The organism is Methylotenera sp., from assembly GCF_029945535.1.
GTDB lineage: Bacteria > Pseudomonadota > Gammaproteobacteria > Burkholderiales > Methylophilaceae > Methylotenera.
In genome coordinates, this window is sequence record NZ_JAQSCU010000014.1 from 63,193 (window position 1) to 80,414 (window position 17,222).

Here is a 17,222-nt window from a genome sequence, read left to right on the forward strand (position 1 = left end):
TTTAACTATCTAAATTAATGATTAATATTCACTCACATTACTTAAATATTATTTACATACAAACGTGTGACTTTAAATTTGGCTGACAATTCAATCTATAAAAATTGTAGTCAGTATCTAAAATAACTTGTTTACGTTACTGGTTTTCGTTATTTACTTTAATCAAGTCAGCATTAAAGCCGTTACTGATTAAATCTTTTTTGGTTTTGTTGATTTGATCTAAATCGTTCAAAGGTCCTACGCGTACGCGGTGCCAAGTACCTTTATCAGGAATTGTAGCGGTTTGTACTACCGCCTCAAAGCCTTGCAAGGCAAGTTTAGCTTTCAAGTTGTCAGCTTCTTCATCTGTTTGAAAAGCACCAACCTGTAAAAAATAACTTTTTGGTACAACTGGCTGCTGGTCATTTGCCTTGATTTTATCTTCTTCTTCCTTGGTCACTTTGCTCTCGCTACCCGGCAAAATCGTGTAAAAATCAAAACGTGTTTTGTCATCAACATTTTCATTATTATCTGCAGCGGCTTGTTTGTCTTTTTCAGCTGCAGCTTTTGCTGCTTCAGCTTTAGTGTCCGCAACAATTTTATCTGCCAATGGCGTTTTAGGTTCTTTCTCGGTTTGTGCGCCAAATGGGCTATCGCCGCCTTTAATAAACATCACCACGCTGAGTGATGCAGCAACACCTAACAAAATGCCGACCAATAGACCCGTTAAAAAAGGGCTGCCTTTGCTGCTGCTCTTAGTTCTTTCTGGGCTTGGTTTGTAATCTCTACTCATAATTTTCTAAAGTCCTTACATTTGTACTACATTTTTTCGGGCGCACTTACGCCAAGTAAGCCTAAACCATTTTTTAAGACTTGTTGCGTAGCGCTAATCAAGCTTAAGCGCGCTAGTTTAACGGTTTCATCTTCAATTAAAAACTTATATTCATTGTAATAGCTATGCAAATCACTGGCTAAATCTTTTAAATAATTTGCGATTACGTGCGGCGCTAGCTCGGTCGCGGCATTTGCAACTGTTTCAGGGTAGGAACTTAAACGTTGCATCAATGCAGTTTCATGCGGATTATTAAGCGGGCTTAAATCTACATCATTTAATTGCGCTGCAACACCACCCCATTGGGCTAACACGCTGCAAATACGGGCATGGGCATACTGAATATAAAACACAGGGTTATCGTTGGTTTGAGCACGAGCTAAATCAATATCAAACACCAATTGCGAGTCTGAACGACGCGCGGCTAAGAAGTAACGTGTTGCGTCACAGCCAACTTCTTCAATTAAATCACGTAGCGTGACATAACTACCTGCACGTTTTGACAGTTTCACTTCTTCGCCACCGCGCATCACAGTGACCATTTGGTGCAATACATAATCAGGCCAACCGCTTGGAATGCCAGCATCTAAAGCCTGCAAACCAGCACGAACGCGAGTAATGGTGCTGTGATGGTCAGCGCCCTGCTCGTTAATTACACGTACAAAACCACGTTTCCATTTTTCAGAATGGTAAGCCACGTCAGGTACAAAGTAAGTGTAGCCGCCTTCAGATTTGCGCATCACACGGTCTTTATCATCGCCAAAATCTGTGGTTTTTAACCATAACGCACTGTCTAGCTCATAGGTGTGACCGCTTTTAATCAGTGCTTGCACGGTTTCTTCAACTTTGCCTTCTGAATACAAGGCGCTTTCTAATGAAAATACGTCAAACTTGATTTGAAAGGCTTTTAGATCTAAATCTTGCTCATGGCGCAAATAGGCTACAGCGAAAGTGCGCACGGCATCTTCGTCAGTAATTTCGCCATTTGCAGTGACTTGCATGTCATCGGCGGTCACGGTTTCTTTGTTCAGAAACGCGTTGGCGATGTCCAAAATATAGTCGCCACGGTAACCATTTTCAGGAAAGCTGGCATCATCCGTTGAAAGGCCTTTGCAGCGCGCTAGCACTGAAATCGTCAGATTATCGATTTGCGCACCAGCATCGTTATAGTAAAACTCACGTGTTACATCCCAGCCGTTAGCATCAAGCAAGCGTGCCAAGCAATCGCCGACCGCTGCGCCACGTCCGTGGCCTACATGCAATGGGCCGGTTGGGTTAGCTGAAACAAACTCTACTTGTACTTTCTGACCACTACCGATGTTATTGCGACCATAATTTTCGCCAGCTTTTAAAATATCAGTCACAACAGCTTGTTGTGACTGTGCATTCAAAAAGAAGTTAATAAACCCTGCGCCCGCGATTTCAGTTTTCGCGATATAGTCACTGGTTGGCAATGCTTCGAGGATTTGCGTAGCGATTGCACGCGGATTTTGTTTGAGCGGTTTGGCTAAAACTAAGGCTAAATTGGTTGCAAAATCACCATGTTCGGCAGATTTTGGGCGTTCAAGTAAAATGGTCGCTTCAAATTCAGGCGCAATAGTTTTTGCGGCTGCGGTCAGTAATTGGGTAAGATGTGTTTTCACAATATTTGCATTACATGCTAAAACCGCTATTTTAACCTACTGTCGCCATTTTTTCTTTAATCAGTTGATTTTCTGAACATAACTTTGCCCAAAACCATCCTAAATATTGCTTTAGATGTGCCGCTTGACCGCTTATTTGATTATTTGAGCGGTGGAAATGTTGCGCAAATTGGTCAGCGCGTACTCGTACCATTTGGCCGTAGAAGCCAGATTGGTATTGTGATGGGCTTTGCTGAAACTAGCGAATTTCCGATTGAAAAACTAAAGCCTATCACGCAGGTGTTTGCAGATGAATTGCCAATTAATACTGAAACGTTAAATTTGATTAAGTTTAGCGCGGATTATTACCAATATCCGTTTGGTCAGGCATTGTTATCCGCCCTACCCTCACGTTTGCGGCAAATTGCACCAGCCGTTTCGCGCAAGCAGTTTGCTTATCAGTTAACCGAGTTTGGGCGTGCGCAAACTGTCGAGTTAATCCCTAAACGTCAATTGGTGACGCGCCGAGTTTTTGAGGCTTTGCTGGCTTCTGAATTGTTAACCGAAGCTGAGTTAGATGCAATTTCCAGTGGCGCACGCAAAGCTGCAAAACAGCTGGTGCTGGATGGTTGGGCTAGCAGCAAGCAAGTGCAAGCAGGATTGCGTGTGTTAGAACAGCAATCAGCCACTGAGCCAGACTTAAATGATGAGCAGGCGCACGCGGTTGAGCAAATTGTACAAAATTCCAACGAATTTAAAGCTTGGTTATTACACGGCATTACAGGTAGCGGTAAAACCGAAGTGTATGTTCGCTTGATGCAGCATTTTTTAGCTTCTAAAGACGCTCAAGTATTAGTGCTAGTACCAGAAATCAATCTAACGCCACAATTAGAATCACGCTTCAGAAGCCGCTTTGCAAATATTCCATTAGTGAGTTTACATAGCAATTTGAGCGAGAGTGAACGCTTACATCATTGGCAAATGGCGCAGTCTGGCGCAGCTAAAATTGTCATTGGCACACGTCTTTCTATCTTTACGCCATTGCCTAATTTAAAGCTCATTATTATCGATGAAGAGCACGATGGTTCGTATAAGCAGCAAGATAGCATGCGCTATCATGCACGCGATATTGCACTGGTGAGAGCCAAGCGTTTGAATATTCCCGTGGTGCTTGGTTCTGCCACGCCAGCGCTGGAAAGTTGGCACAATGCAACTACAAATAAATACCATTTACTTAGCCTGAATCAGCGCGCGGTCACGGCGGCGCAACTGCCCAATATTGAGTGTATAGATACGACTAAAGTGAACCTGCAACAGGGTTTAACGCCGCAACTGATTACTGCGTTAAAACTCAGGTTAGCGCGCAAAGAGCAAAGTTTGTTGTTTATTAATCGCCGTGGTTATTCGCCTGTTTTGTTGTGTTCAGCTTGCCATTGGATTGCGCCGTGTATGCGTTGTAGCAGCCGCCTGGTAGTGCATTTAGGGCAACGAAAACTGCGCTGTCACCATTGCGGACATGAGCAAAAGATACCACTGCAATGCCCAAGTTGCGGCAATGCGGATTTGCACCCAACTGGACACGGTACGCAAAGGCTAGAGCAAACCTTGGCGCAATTGCTACCTACTGCGCGAATTGCACGAGTAGACCGCGATAGCATCAGTCGCAAGAACGCTTTAGTTAAGATTTTAGACAAAGTACATAATCAAGAAATCGATATTTTGGTGGGCACACAAATGCTCGCTAAAGGGCATGATTTCCCAAACTTGACCTTAGTTGGCGTGATTGATACCGATAGCGCGCTGCATAGTCCAGATTTTCGGGCGAGTGAGCGTTTGTTTGCGCAACTCATGCAAGTGGCTGGACGCGCAGGTCGGGCAGATAAAGCCGGGCAAGTGATTATTCAAACGCAGTTTCCAGAGCATGTGCTATTTAACGCCCTGCGCAGCCAAGACTATGTGAGCTACGCCAATGCCATGCTGCTAGAGCGTGAGCAAGTGCAGTTTCCGCCGTATGTGTTTATGGCACTGCTGCGTGCGGAAGCGAATGATTTCGCACTTGTGCAGCAATTTTTAAACCATGCATTTAAAGTAGCGCGAGACTTAAGCGCTGAAGTCACCGTATACGACCCCATTCGCCCGCAAATGGAGCGCCTAAAAGGCATGGAGCGCGGCCATGTATTGATGCAAACCAGCAATAGAAGCGCACTGCAAAAGTTGCTTAGAAACTTGGTGAGTCAATTAAGAGGTCAAGCCATCGCAGCTAAAGTGCGATGGGCGATTGATGTTGATCCACTAGAGTTTTAATCTCTAGCTTCTTTGGATAATGTGATAATCGAACATACTCGCTTTTACTAAATTACAGTAAAATGAAGGATTAGGCGGGATTGGTGAAATGGAATCACGAAACTTTCCCAAAGTTTAATCGCGGGTTCGATTCCCGTATCCCGCTCCATTTAAATTAATGTAATCATTTAGCGCAAAAATATTATGGCCAATCAAGCACCACCTTCAGTTCTAACCTTTGCTGGCACAGACCCTAGCGGTGGCGCGGGTTTGCAGGCAGATATTCTCACTTTTGCTAGTATTGGCTGCCATCCGCTTTCTGTAGTGACGGCTATTACCGTGCAAGATACGCGTGGTGTTGATGGCGTGCTAGCGATGGATGCCGATTGGGTGAATGATCAAGCACGAGCGATTCTGGAAGACGTTCAGGTGTCTGCATTCAAGCTCGGTCTGTTGGGCTCAGTTGAAAATATCGCAGTGATTGCTGAAATCATGGCGGATTATCCAGATATTCCATTGTTGATAGATCCAATCTTAACCTCTGGTCGTGGCGATGATTTAACCAATGATGACATGATGGATGCGATGATTGAGCTGTTATTTCCACAAGCCACTTTAATTACGCCCAATAGTTTGGAAGCGCGTCGATTAGCGTTTGCCGATGCGGACGATGAAGTGGCGTTAACTTCGCTAGATGAAGCTGCTGCGCGCTTGCTGGAAATGGGCAGTGAATACGTGTTGATTACCGGCACGCACGAACGCAGCCTAGAAGTCACTAACACGCTGTATGGTGAAAATAAACTTATTAAAGCGTATAAATGGGAGCGATTAGCAGGTAGTTATCACGGCTCTGGCTGTACGCTTACTAGCGCCATTGCCGCTTGCATGGCGCATGGTTTGAGCATCGAAGAAGCCGTGATGGAAGCGCAAGAATATACTTGGCAAACACTCAAAAATGGATTCAGGCCTGGCATGGGGCAATTTATTCCCGATCGTATGTTCTGGGCGCGCGACGAAGAAGATGCCGTTGTAAATAGCGGTGATGGTAGTGCTAAAACGCACTAATGTTACGCATAAAAGCTATCTGTAGGAGCGGCTTGCAGCCGCGAATTATGGCGAGACTCTGTACGGCTGTTCGCGGCTGCAAACCGCTCCTACAAGTAGCCGCGTCATTCTGAGCAAAGCGAAGAATCCATGCAACTTATACCATTTCATAAAATCTACGGCTTATACGCAATCACGCCCGACGAAGTTGACACAGGCTTACTGTTAGCAAAAGTAGAAGCTGCACTTCAAGGCGGCATAAGCGTGCTGCAATATCGCAATAAACAAGCAAGCTATGACTTACAAGCTCAGCAAGCAGGGGCTATTTTGCCGCTATGCAAGCATTATCAAGTGCCATTCATCATTAATGACTCATTAGAGATTTGCCTCGCTTTAGATGCAGATGGTGTGCATATAGGCGCAGATGACGGCAATATCGCCGAAGTTAAAGCAAGGTTAGGCGCGAATAAAATACTAGGCGCATCGTGCTATAGCCGCTTTGATCTGGCTTTGAGCGCGCAACAAGCTGGCGCAACTTATGTGGCCTTTGGCGCTTGCTTTGCATCAACTACCAAACCGCATGCGCCTGTAGCAAGTTTAGATTTATTCAAACAAGCAAAAGCGCAATTACATATCCCAGCCGTAGCTATAGGTGGTATTACTTTAACAAATGCGTCATCCGCTATAGAAGCTGGTGCAGATTCAATCGCTGTGATTAATGCAATTTTTAATGCAGATGACGTAAAATTAGCAGCTCAACAATTCGCACATTTATTCAAAGAATCAAACCTTAAGGCAACGACATGACTTCTACCAATCAAACCCTTTTTGATAAATCTCAAGAGCTAATTCCTGGCGGTGTAAATTCGCCAGTACGTGCGTTTCGCAGTGTAGGTGGCACGCCGATATTTTTCAAAAAAGGTTTAGGTTCTAAATTATGGGATGTTGATGGTAAAGAATATATCGATTACATCAACTCTTGGGGGCCGATGATTGTTGGTCATGCGCACCCTACTGTGATTAAAGCTGTGCAAGAAGCTGCGGCAAATAGCCTGTCATTTGGTGCGCCGACTGGTTTAGAGCTTGAAATGGCGCAGCTGATTAATAAGCTGGTGCCAAGCATGGAGCAAGTGCGCCTTAACAGTAGCGGTACTGAAGCCACTATGAGTGCAATCCGCACAGCGCGTGGTTTTACCGGACGCGATAAAATCGTGAAATTTGAAGGTTGCTACCATGGCCATTCAGATGGCTTGTTGGTAAAAGCTGGTTCAGGTCTGCTCACATTTGGTGAGCCAGATTCAGGTGGTGTGCCAGCTAGTGTAGCTGCACACACGCTCACTTTAGAATACAACAATACGCAGCAATTAAAAGACTTGTTTGATAAAACGGGTGATGAAATCGCGTGTGTGATTATTGAGCCTGTCGTCGGTAATATGAATCTAATCGTGCCGCACATGGAGTTTTTACAAACGCTACGTGAACTTTGCACTAAACACGGCGCCGTATTGATTTTTGATGAAGTGATGACGGGTTTCCGCGTCGCTTTGGGCGGTGCGCAAGCGCTATATAACATCAAGCCTGATATGACCACTTTGGGTAAAGTGATTGGTGGCGGCTTGCCAGTTGGCGCGTTTGGTGGACGTAAAGATATTATGCAATGCCTCGCACCTGTGGGTAAGGTGTATCAAGCCGGCACGCTCTCTGGCAACCCTGTTGCGGTGACTGCTGGTTTAAAAACACTAGAGCTTATCCAAGCGCCCGACTTCCACGCTAAGTTGACCGCGCAAACTCAAAAATTAGTTGATGGCTTAAAGGCTGCGGCAAAAGAAGGTGGTGTGATATTTAATGCACAAAGTGTGGGCGGTATGTTTGGTCTATATTTCTGCGAAAAATGCCCGACTTCTTACCATGAGATGATGCAATCAAACAAAGAGCACTTTAACCAGTTCTTCCACAGCATGTTAGATAGTGGCATTTATCTAGGCCCATCTGCATTTGAGGCAGGCTTTGTTTCAGCCGCACATACTGATGAAGATATTGCTAACACTATTGCTGCAGCTAAAAAGGCATTTTCACTAATCAAGTAAAGACTTGCTGCTTTAATTGTACTCTTCAGTTCCTCTAGTCAATTCCACTCACCAATTCCCTTTGCCCCCGTTATTTCAATATCAGTGAAATGGCGGGGCTCTGTAGTTTGAGTTTAGACTTGCTTTATTTCTTAATGAGGCGCTTAAAAATTAAAAAAAACGAAATTCAGCCTAATTTATGTCCCTATCTTATTGAACACATAGGCATTTAACGGTAAACTTGAAGGTTCCGCTAAATGTTTTGTGATTAAATAATATGGCAACAGTTTTAAGTAACTCGAACAACCTAAATTCAAACAATTTGAATTCAAATCAGCCTGCTAAACAGGGCTTATATAGCCCGTCAAACGAGCGTGATGCTTGTGGTGTAGGTTTTGTGGCGCATATCAAAGGCAAAAAGAGCCATGAGATTGTGCAAAAAGGGTTGGAATTATTAACTAACCTGACCCACCGTGGTGCTACAGGTTATGACCCTAAATTGGGCGATGGCGCTGGCTTGCTTATGCAATTGCCAGACGCTTTTATGCGTAAAGAAGCCGCAAAGCTTGGAATTACCCTTCCAGAAGCAGGTCAATACGCTGTTGCTAATGTATTTTTGCCGCAAGCTACAAAAAATCGTGAAGCTTGCGAAGCTTTAATCAGCAAAATCATTGCAGAAGAAAATCAAACATTACTCGGCTGGCGCGATGTGCCAGTAGATAACAGCAATATTGCTCAAGCTGCGCGTGATGTTGAGCCGACTATGCGTCAACTCATTGTAGGCGCCACAACTGCAGATCAGAACGTTTTTGAACGCAAATTATTTGTCATCCGCAAACGCATAGAACATGCAGTTCGCGCGCTGAATTTGCAAGATAAAGCCACGTTCTATATTCCATCATTATCTTCACGCACCATTGTTTACAAGGGTATGTTGCTTGCTAATGAAGTGGGTGTTTATTACACAGATTTAAACGATGAAACGATAGTTTCAGCTTTGGCGCTAGTGCACCAGCGTTTTTCTACCAATACCTTCCCAGCTTGGGACTTGGCGCATCCATTCCGCATGATTGCACATAACGGTGAAATTAATACAGTTAAAGGTAACGTTAACTGGATGGCAGCGCGTCATGAGACGATGAAATCTAGCCTGATTGGTGAAGATTTAGAAAAACTATGGCCGCTAATTGTAGACGGTCAATCTGACTCAGCTTGTTTTGATAATTGTTTAGAGTTGCTAGTGGCTGGTGGTTACTCATTGCCGCACGCGATGATGATGTTGATTCCAGAAGCTTGGAGTAATAATGCCTTGATGGACGAAGAGCGTCGCGCATTCTATGAGTATCACGCTGCCTTGATGGAGCCATGGGATGGCCCTGCTGCTGTAGCATTTACCGATGGTCGCATGATTGGTGCAACTTTAGACCGTAACGGTTTGCGTCCAGCGCGTTATTTAGTAACGGAAGATGACCTTGTAATGATGGCGTCTGAGATGGGTGTGTTGACATTCCCGCAAGAGAAAATCGTTAAAAAGTGGCGCTTAGAGCCAGGCAAAATGTTGCTGATTGATACTGAGCAAGGCCGTATTATTGGCGATGCAGAAGTGAAAAGCGCACTTGCAACGGCTAAGCCTTACAAACAATGGATTGAGAAAACACGTTATTTCTTAAGCGACATGCCTAAAGTTGATGGCGGTCTAGAGATGGCGGCAAGCCTGCTAGATACGCAACAAGCTTTTGGCTATACACAAGAAGATCTCAAATTCGTGATGCAGCCTATGGTGCAAAACGGCGAAGAAGGCGCTGGTTCAATGGGTAATGACGCGGCGCTGCCAGTCTTATCTGCTAAACCAAAACTACTTTATAACTACTTCAAACAATTATTCGCACAAGTAACTAACCCGCCAATTGACCCAATTCGTGAAGAGTTGGTGATGTCATTGGTAACCTTCATTGGCCCAAAACCAAACTTATTAGGCGTGGATGAAGCAACGCCTCCAATGCGTTTAGAGGCGAGCCAACCTGTATTGATGTTAGATGAGTTGGAGCAATTGAAAGCGATTGCTACACTTACACAAAACCAATATAAATCATTAGTGTTAGATATTACTTATCCAGCAACACAGGGTAAGGCTGGCATGGCAGCAGCAGTTGCTAGCATAACTAGCGCGGCTGAAAATGCAGTGAAAAGTGGCTTTAATATTCTGATTCTTTCAGATAGAAATATCAGTGCAGATCGCCTAGCGATTCCAGCATTGCTGGCTTGTTCTGCAACGCATGAGCATTTAGTGGATGCTGGACTGCGAACAAGTACCGGCTTGGTCATCGATACTGGTTCTGCACGTGAAGTGCATCACTTTGCTTTGCTTGCAGGTTATGGTGCTGAGGCAGTTTGCCCATGGTTGGCATTTGAAACCATTAAACATATGGATGTTAAAGACCCGTATGCAGCCGCTAAGAACTTTGTTAAAGCGGTTGGCAAAGGCTTATATAAAGTCATGTCAAAAATGGGTATTTCTACTTATCAGTCATACTGTGGAGCCCAGAAATTTGAGGCCATTGGCTTAAACACGGCTTTTGTAGAAAAATACTTTACCGGTACCACTACCAATGTTGAAGGCATTGGCTTAGACCAAGTGGCTGAAGAAGCTGAACGTTTGCACACGTCAGCATTTGGTGAAGATCCAGTGTTGGCCAATAGCTTAGATGCTGGCGGCGAGTACGCATTTAGAGTGCGTGGCGAAGAACACATGTGGACGCCAGATTCTATTGCTAAATTGCAGCACGCAACTCGCACAGGTCAATACGATACTTATAAAGAATATGCGAAGTTAATCAATGACCAAACACGTCGTCACATGACCTTGCGTGGTTTGTTTGAGATTAAATCAGTAGGCGCAGCAATTCCGCTTGATCAAGTAGAATCAGCCAAAGAAATCGTTAAACGCTTTGCGACTGGTGCGATGTCGCTGGGTTCAATCTCTACTGAAGCACACGCAACTTTAGCCATTGCCATGAACCGCATTGGCGGTAAATCTAACACTGGTGAAGGTGGTGAAGATGCGAAACGCTTTATTCCTGTAGCCACAGACACGACCATGGCGAAAGTCATTGGCAGCGATGTGATTGTGAAAGATATTCCGCTCAAAGCGGGCGACTCAATGCGCTCACGCATCAAACAAGTGGCTTCAGGTCGCTTTGGTGTAACGGCTGAGTACTTGGCTTCTGCTGATCAGATTCAAATCAAAATGGCGCAAGGGGCTAAACCTGGTGAAGGTGGCCAATTACCTGGCCACAAGGTATCTGAATACATCGCGAAATTGCGTTTCTCAGTACCTGGCGTGGGTTTGATTTCTCCTCCTCCGCACCATGATATCTATTCAATTGAAGATTTGGCGCAGCTGATTCATGACTTGAAAAACGCAAATCCTAAAGCGTCTATTTCAGTTAAATTAGTCGCTGAAACTGGCGTCGGTACGGTTGCAGCTGGTGTTGCTAAAGCTAAATCAGACCATATCGTGATTGCCGGTCATGATGGCGGTACAGGTGCATCACCAATTTCATCAGTGAAACACGCTGGCGGTCCATGGGAAATAGGCCTAGCTGAAACACAGCAAACATTAGTACTTAATCAACTGCGCGGTCGCGTTGTACTGCAAGTCGATGGTCAAATTAAAACCGGTCGCGATGTTGTGATTGGTGCTTTACTAGGTGCTGATGAATTCGGTTTTGCTACCGCGCCGCTAGTGGTTGAAGGCTGTATCATGATGCGTAAATGTCATCTGAATACTTGCCCTGTAGGCGTGGCAACACAAGACCCAGAATTACGTAAACGCTTTACTGGTCAACCTGAACATGTAGTGAATTACTTCTTCTTTGTTGCTGAAGAAGTGCGCGAGTTAATGGCTTCTATCGGTGTTGCTAAATTTGACGACTTAATTGGTCGTGCAGATTTACTAAACATGCAAGCAGGTATCGACCACTGGAAAATTCAAGGTTTAGATTTCGCTAAAGTGTTCCATCTGCCAGAAATGCCTGCGAGCGTATCACGTAAAAATAATGACGTGCAAGACCATGGCTTGGTGAATGCGCTAGATAACAAATTAGTCAGTTTGGCTAATACGGCCTTAGAAACTGGCGCAAAAGTAGTGTTAGACATAGCAATTTCTAATACAAATCGTACTGTAGGTACTATGTTGTCTAATCAAGTTGCTACGCGTTATGGTCATGCAGGCTTGCCTGATGACACGATACACGTTAACTTTACAGGTACTTCTGGTCAAAGTTTTGCAGCATTCTTAGCCAAAGGCATTACGTTTGAACTGACTGGCGAAGGTAACGATTACGTGGGTAAAGGCTTATGTGGCGGACGTATTATCATCAAACCGCCAGTGGCGTTCCGCGGTATCGCGCATGAAAATATTATTATCGGTAATACCGTTATGTACGGTGCAACTACTGGTGAAAGCTATTTCCGTGGCGTTGCAGGTGAGCGCTTCTGCGTACGCAACTCAGGCGCATCTGCGGTAGTTGAAGGCGTTGGTAATCATGGTTGTGAATACATGACTGGTGGCACGGTTGTAGTGCTTGGTGTTACAGGTCAAAACTTTGCAGCAGGTATGAGCGGTGGCGTGGCATATGTGTATGACGAAGATGGCCTATTTGCTAAACGCTGCAACATGAGCATGGTTGCGCTTGAAAAAGTGGAAAGCGCAGATGCAAGCGTAGGTAAAGTACATCATCTAGATCAACCAGATGAAATTACACTGAAATCATTGATTGAAAATCACGCTAAATATACTGGCAGTGTTCGTGCTATTGCGATGTTGGCTGATTGGGCAAACTACAGAACTAAGTTTGTTAAAGTGATGCCAAATGAATATAAACGTGCATTAATTGAAATGGCTGAAGATAAAGCACTGGTTGCAGCTTAGCAGCGACGTAAAGTTGGCTAAATAATTGCTTGTTAAAAACAACAGTATGCGCAATGCAAAAAAATTAAATATGGGTAAGGGCTTATTAGTATGGGCAAAGTAACAGGTTTCATGGAATACGATAGACTGGCTGAAGCAAATCTGCCAGTGACTGACCGCGTTAAAAATTACAAAGAGTTTGTATTACATTTAAGCGATGCAGAGGCTAAACAGCAAGGTGCGCGCTGCATGGATTGCGGTATTCCATTTTGTACTACGGGTTGTCCTGTCAATAATATCATCCCTGATTTTAACGACTTGGTGTATAACCAAGATTGGAAAGCAGCGATTGATGTGCTGCATTCAACCAATAACTTTCCTGAGTTTACGGGCCGTATCTGTCCAGCACCTTGCGAAGCGGCTTGTACGCTGAACATCAACGCGGATGCAGTTGGTATTAAGTCTATTGAACACGCGATTATTGATAAAGCTTGGGAAAATGATTGGGTAACGCCACAAATTCCTGCGCATAAAACTGGTAAAAAAGTCGCAATCGTCGGTTCAGGCCCAGCGGGTATGGCTGCTGCGCAACAATTGGCACGCGTAGGTCATAGTGTAGTGCTGTTAGAAAAAAATAGCCGTATTGGTGGCTTGCTTCGTTATGGTATTCCAGATTTCAAAATGGAAAAATTACACATTGATCGTCGTATGACGCAGATGGAAGCCGAAGGCGTTGAGTTCCGCGTTAATCAAAATGTAGGCGAGAACGTAAACGCTGATGACTTGCTCGCTGAGTTTGATGCAGTAATTTTAGCTGGTGGTGCCGAATATCCACGTGATTTACCAGTAAAAGGTCGTGAGTTAGATGGCGTGATGTATGCCATGGATTTTTTAACACCGCAAAACCAAGTGGTGGCTGGCGATACTGTTGTAAATCAAGTAATGGCGAGCAATAAGAACGTTGTTGTAATTGGCGGTGGTGATACAGGTTCAGACTGTGTAGGCACTTCAAACCGTCACGGCGCGTTAAGTATTACGCAATTCGAATTAATGCCACAACCACCAGAAAAAGAAAACAAAGAGCTCGTTTGGCCAAACTGGCCACTCAAAATGCGCACTTCAAGCTCACATGAAGAAGGCGTCAGCCGTGATTGGTCTATCACCACTAAAGAGTTAATCGGTGAGAACGGTAAAGTCGTTGCTTTAAAAGGCGCTAAAGTTGAGTGGGTCAATGGCAAAATGGTGGAAATGGCTGATTCGGAGTTCACAATCAAAGCTGATTTAGTGTTATTAGCAATGGGCTTTGTATCACCTGTCCAAAAATTGCTTGAAGTTTTTGGTGTAGAAAAAGACGCTCGCGGTAACGCAAAAGCTACTACTGAAGGCGCTGAGAGCTATAAAACCAGCAAAACAAAAGTGTTTGCAGCCGGCGATGTTCGCCGTGGACAATCCTTGGTGGTTTGGGCGATTCGTGAAGGTCGCCAAGCGGCTAAAGCTGTGGATGAGTTTTTAATGGGCTCTTCTACATTGCCACGCTGAGTATTGCCAAGGTAAGCTGCAGTGAAAATGCAATTTCTAATCCAAGTTTATGAACGATGATTAGACACAAAGGACGCGAAGTAGATTATTTTGCGTCCTTTTTTATGAGTAGAATATTAGGTTAACACAATGAGTGAATTAAAAAACGATACGTTCTTAAAAGCGCTAATGCGCCAACCAACTGAGTACACGCCAGTGTGGATGATGCGCCAAGCGGGACGTTATTTACCAGAATACCGTGAAAGCCGCAAAACTGCGGGTAGTTTTTTGCAGTTGTGTAAAAGCCCTGATTTCGCGACTGAAGTAACGATTCAGCCGCTAGATCGCTATCCGCTTTTAGATGCTTCAATTTTGTTCTCTGATATTCTTACTGTGCCAGACGCAATGGGTTTAGGTTTATATTTTGAAGAAGGCGAAGGCCCGAAATTTGAGCGCACATTACGTGAAGAAGCTGAAATTCAAAAGCTAGAAGTACCAGATATGGCTAAATTGCAATACGTGTTTGATGCCGTAGCGCAAATTCGCAAAACATTAGATGGCCGAGTACCTTTGATTGGATTCACCGGTAGCCCTTGGACGCTAGCCACCTATATGGTAGAAGGCAAAGGTGGCACAGACTTTTTAACTATAAAAAAAATAGCCTACGCTCGCCCAGATTTATTGCATCATATTTTAGAGACAACCGCGCAAACTGTCATTCAGTACCTCAATGCGCAAATAGCCGCGGGTGCTCAAGCCGTAATGATCTTTGACTCATGGGGCGGCGCACTTTCACACGATGCCTATATTGAGTTCTCGCTTAATTATATGAAGAAAATTGTGGCTGGTTTAATTAAAGATAATGATGGTCGCAAAGTCCCAAGTGTTGTCTTTACCAAAGGTGGCGCCTTGTGGTTAGAAGCACAAGCTGAAATCGGCGCAGATGCACTTGGCTTAGATTGGACAGTAGATATTGGTCAAGCGCGTAAACGCGTTGGTGACAAAGTCGCACTGCAAGGTAACTTAGACCCAGCAATTTTGTTATCAACGCCTGACGCGATTGATAAGCAGGTAGAAAATGTACTTCGCAGCTATGGCCACGGTCATGGCCACGTATTTAACCTTGGGCACGGTATTACTCAATGGACGCCACCAGAGAATGCGGCAGCGATGTTAGAAGCTGTTAGAAAACATAGTAAACAGTATCACCAGTAAATAAAAAAGCCCGAATCAATCGGGCTTTTTTATTTGCTCATAATTTATTACTTAAATGTCATGCGTTTTAAAGTATCGTCTTTGTCAATAATCTTATGTTTTAAAGCACCCGCAACATGGAGTGCAACTAACACTAATAAAACAATACCAACAAACTCGTGAGAGCCTTCAAAAAAATCTCGTAGGGCTTTATTGTCAGCACCTTTGATTAACTCTATGCCAAACCAATTAACACTATATTTTCCGTAAATGCTCATTAACAAACCAGTTAATGGTATGACTACCATGAATAAATATAGAAGATGATGCGTTCCAGTAGCAACTTTACGCTCTACTGCAGAATATGAAGTTAAAAAAGCTGGTGGTTTGTGGGTAACACGCCACAAGATACGGATGGCAATCAACGCAAAAATGGTGATGCCTAAAGATTTATGTAAATTGAAGTAAAAAGCTCTAGGTGAGATTTCTTGAGCGACTTGCCATGTGTAAACGCCTAAATCGAATAGATCAAAAGCAGTTTGTTTCGGCGCTTCTTTTGGAATATCAGTCATAAACCAACCTAATACAAACATCCCAACTAGAAAAATAGCGATAAGCCAATGAAGTACAACTGCGGTTTTGGTGTAACGAGAAGATGTTTGAATCGTCATGATATTCCTGTATATTAATTTTTGTTCCTATGTGACACGTGTCACAGCAATAGATTCCACAATACCACATCATTCTAACCAATTATCTAATCAACAGGAATGAATCATGCGAATTTTAATGATAACCCTTAGCCTCTTGGCGTTAGTGAGTTGTGCGCAAGTACAAGCGCAGGATGACAGCTTTGCCATTGAAAGTCTGGGTGATGGTATCTATGTGCATCATGGTGTGCATTTAGATATAGATGATGGCTATCAGGGTGATATTTGCAATGCTAGCTTTATTGTGGGCAGCAAAGGCGTGGCGGTAATTGATACGGGCGGCAGCTTTAAAGTCGGCAAGCAGTTACGCGAAGCTATAAGAAAAATCACGCCATTACCGGTAATATACGTGATTAATACGCATGTGCACCCTGACCATATCTATGGCAATGCTGCTTTTCTGAATGATAAGCCACAATTTATAGGCCATGATAAACTGGCAAACGCTATGGAGTTACGCCATGAAGCTTATGCCAAATTAAACGCCAGATTGTTGGGTTCGGATGCACAAGCCAGCGAGCTTGTTAAACCTACAATGACTGTTAAAACTACGTTAGAACTCGATTTAGGTGATAGAAAATTAACGCTCACAGCGCATCCAGTAGCGCACACCAATACTGATGTTTCAGTGATTGAAAGTAAGGCAGGTACATTATTCACAGGTGATTTGTTGTTTATCGAGCGCACGCCAGTCTTAGAGGGTGATATCAAAGGTCTAATCACAGAAGTGCAAAAGCTGAAAAATAGCCCAGCTAAACAAGTCGTTCCTGGGCATGGACCCGTCACTAAAGACTGGATAGTGGCGCTGAATAATGATGAGCGTTATTTAACGATACTTTTAACGGATATACGCGCTAGCATTAAAAAAGGCGAGAGTATGGAGTCCACCATGAATACTGCAGCTGCGTCTGAAAAAGGCAAGTGGCTGTTGTTTGATATCGCTAATAGGCGCAATGTGAATACGATTTACCCTGCGCTGGAATGGGAATAATACTGAAATGGCAGTTAAAATCTAGGTAATAAAAAAGCGGCATATAGCCGCTTTTTTGAGTGAGATACCTG

At 44.0% G+C, this 17,222-nt stretch carries 11 protein-coding genes and 1 tRNA gene; 9 read left to right on the forward strand and 3 right to left on the reverse strand.

The genetic code is table 11. The features are described 5' to 3' along the window. Positions 1 to 136: 136 nt before the first annotated feature. Together PSU72_RS11235 and argS are read right to left on the reverse strand one after the other, a co-directional pair. Positions 137 to 772: an SPOR domain-containing protein gene (locus PSU72_RS11235; protein WP_300432607.1), complete on the reverse strand. Its 636-nt coding sequence runs from the start codon at positions 770 to 772 to the stop codon at positions 137 to 139. 26 nt (positions 773 to 798) lie between these two features. Further along, the gene (gene argS, locus PSU72_RS11240; protein WP_300432608.1) at positions 799 to 2,454 is read right to left on the reverse strand and encodes an arginine--tRNA ligase; all 1,656 of its coding nucleotides are present in this window, start codon (positions 2,452 to 2,454) and stop codon (positions 799 to 801) included. Between the two features lie 84 nt (positions 2,455 to 2,538). Here argS and PSU72_RS11245 point away from each other — a divergent pair, with 84 nt between their 5' ends. The 8 genes from PSU72_RS11245 (at position 2,539) to hemE (ending at position 15,471) form a co-directional block, all read left to right on the forward strand. Beyond that, a complete protein-coding gene (locus PSU72_RS11245) occupies positions 2,539 to 4,737 on the forward strand; it encodes a primosomal protein N' (RefSeq protein ID WP_300432609.1) in 2,199 nt (732 codons plus the stop codon). Positions 4,738 to 4,811: 74 nt separating this feature from the next. Beyond that, positions 4,812 to 4,885: transfer RNA gene (locus PSU72_RS11250), tRNA-Gly, on the forward strand. Positions 4,886 to 4,920: 35 nt separating this feature from the next. Next, positions 4,921 to 5,781: a bifunctional hydroxymethylpyrimidine kinase/phosphomethylpyrimidine kinase gene (gene thiD / locus PSU72_RS11255; RefSeq protein ID WP_013149426.1), complete on the forward strand. Its 861-nt coding sequence runs from the start codon at positions 4,921 to 4,923 to the stop codon at positions 5,779 to 5,781. A 129-nt stretch (positions 5,782 to 5,910) separates the two neighbouring features. After that, on the forward strand, positions 5,911 to 6,567 hold the full coding sequence (gene thiE / locus PSU72_RS11260; RefSeq protein ID WP_300432611.1) for a thiamine phosphate synthase: 657 nt from the start codon (positions 5,911 to 5,913) through the stop codon (positions 6,565 to 6,567). Next, entirely contained in the window at positions 6,564 to 7,847 is a 1,284-nt protein-coding gene (hemL, locus tag PSU72_RS11265; RefSeq protein ID WP_300432612.1) for a glutamate-1-semialdehyde 2,1-aminomutase, read from the forward strand. Before thiE ends, hemL begins: the two co-directional genes overlap by 4 nt. Before the next feature lie 256 nt (positions 7,848 to 8,103). Further along, positions 8,104 to 12,759, forward strand: a complete 4,656-nt coding sequence (locus tag PSU72_RS11270) for a glutamate synthase-related protein (RefSeq protein ID WP_300432614.1) — start codon at positions 8,104 to 8,106, stop codon at positions 12,757 to 12,759. A gap of 90 nt (positions 12,760 to 12,849) precedes the next feature. Continuing rightward, complete coding sequence (locus PSU72_RS11275; protein WP_300432615.1) at positions 12,850 to 14,277, forward strand: glutamate synthase subunit beta; 1,428 nt, start codon at positions 12,850 to 12,852, stop codon at positions 14,275 to 14,277. A gap of 129 nt (positions 14,278 to 14,406) precedes the next feature. Next, a complete protein-coding gene (gene hemE / locus PSU72_RS11280) occupies positions 14,407 to 15,471 on the forward strand; it encodes a uroporphyrinogen decarboxylase (RefSeq protein WP_300432616.1) in 1,065 nt (354 codons plus the stop codon). A 47-nt stretch (positions 15,472 to 15,518) separates the two neighbouring features. Here the strand turns inward: hemE and PSU72_RS11285 are convergent, their stop codons facing one another. Further along, entirely contained in the window at positions 15,519 to 16,121 is a 603-nt protein-coding gene (locus PSU72_RS11285; RefSeq protein ID WP_300432618.1) for a cytochrome b, read from the reverse strand. A gap of 106 nt (positions 16,122 to 16,227) precedes the next feature. Here PSU72_RS11285 and PSU72_RS11290 point away from each other — a divergent pair, with 106 nt between their 5' ends. Further along, positions 16,228 to 17,151, forward strand: a complete 924-nt coding sequence (locus PSU72_RS11290; RefSeq protein WP_300432619.1) for a quinoprotein relay system zinc metallohydrolase 2 — start codon at positions 16,228 to 16,230, stop codon at positions 17,149 to 17,151. Positions 17,152 to 17,222: the final 71 nt, after the last annotated feature.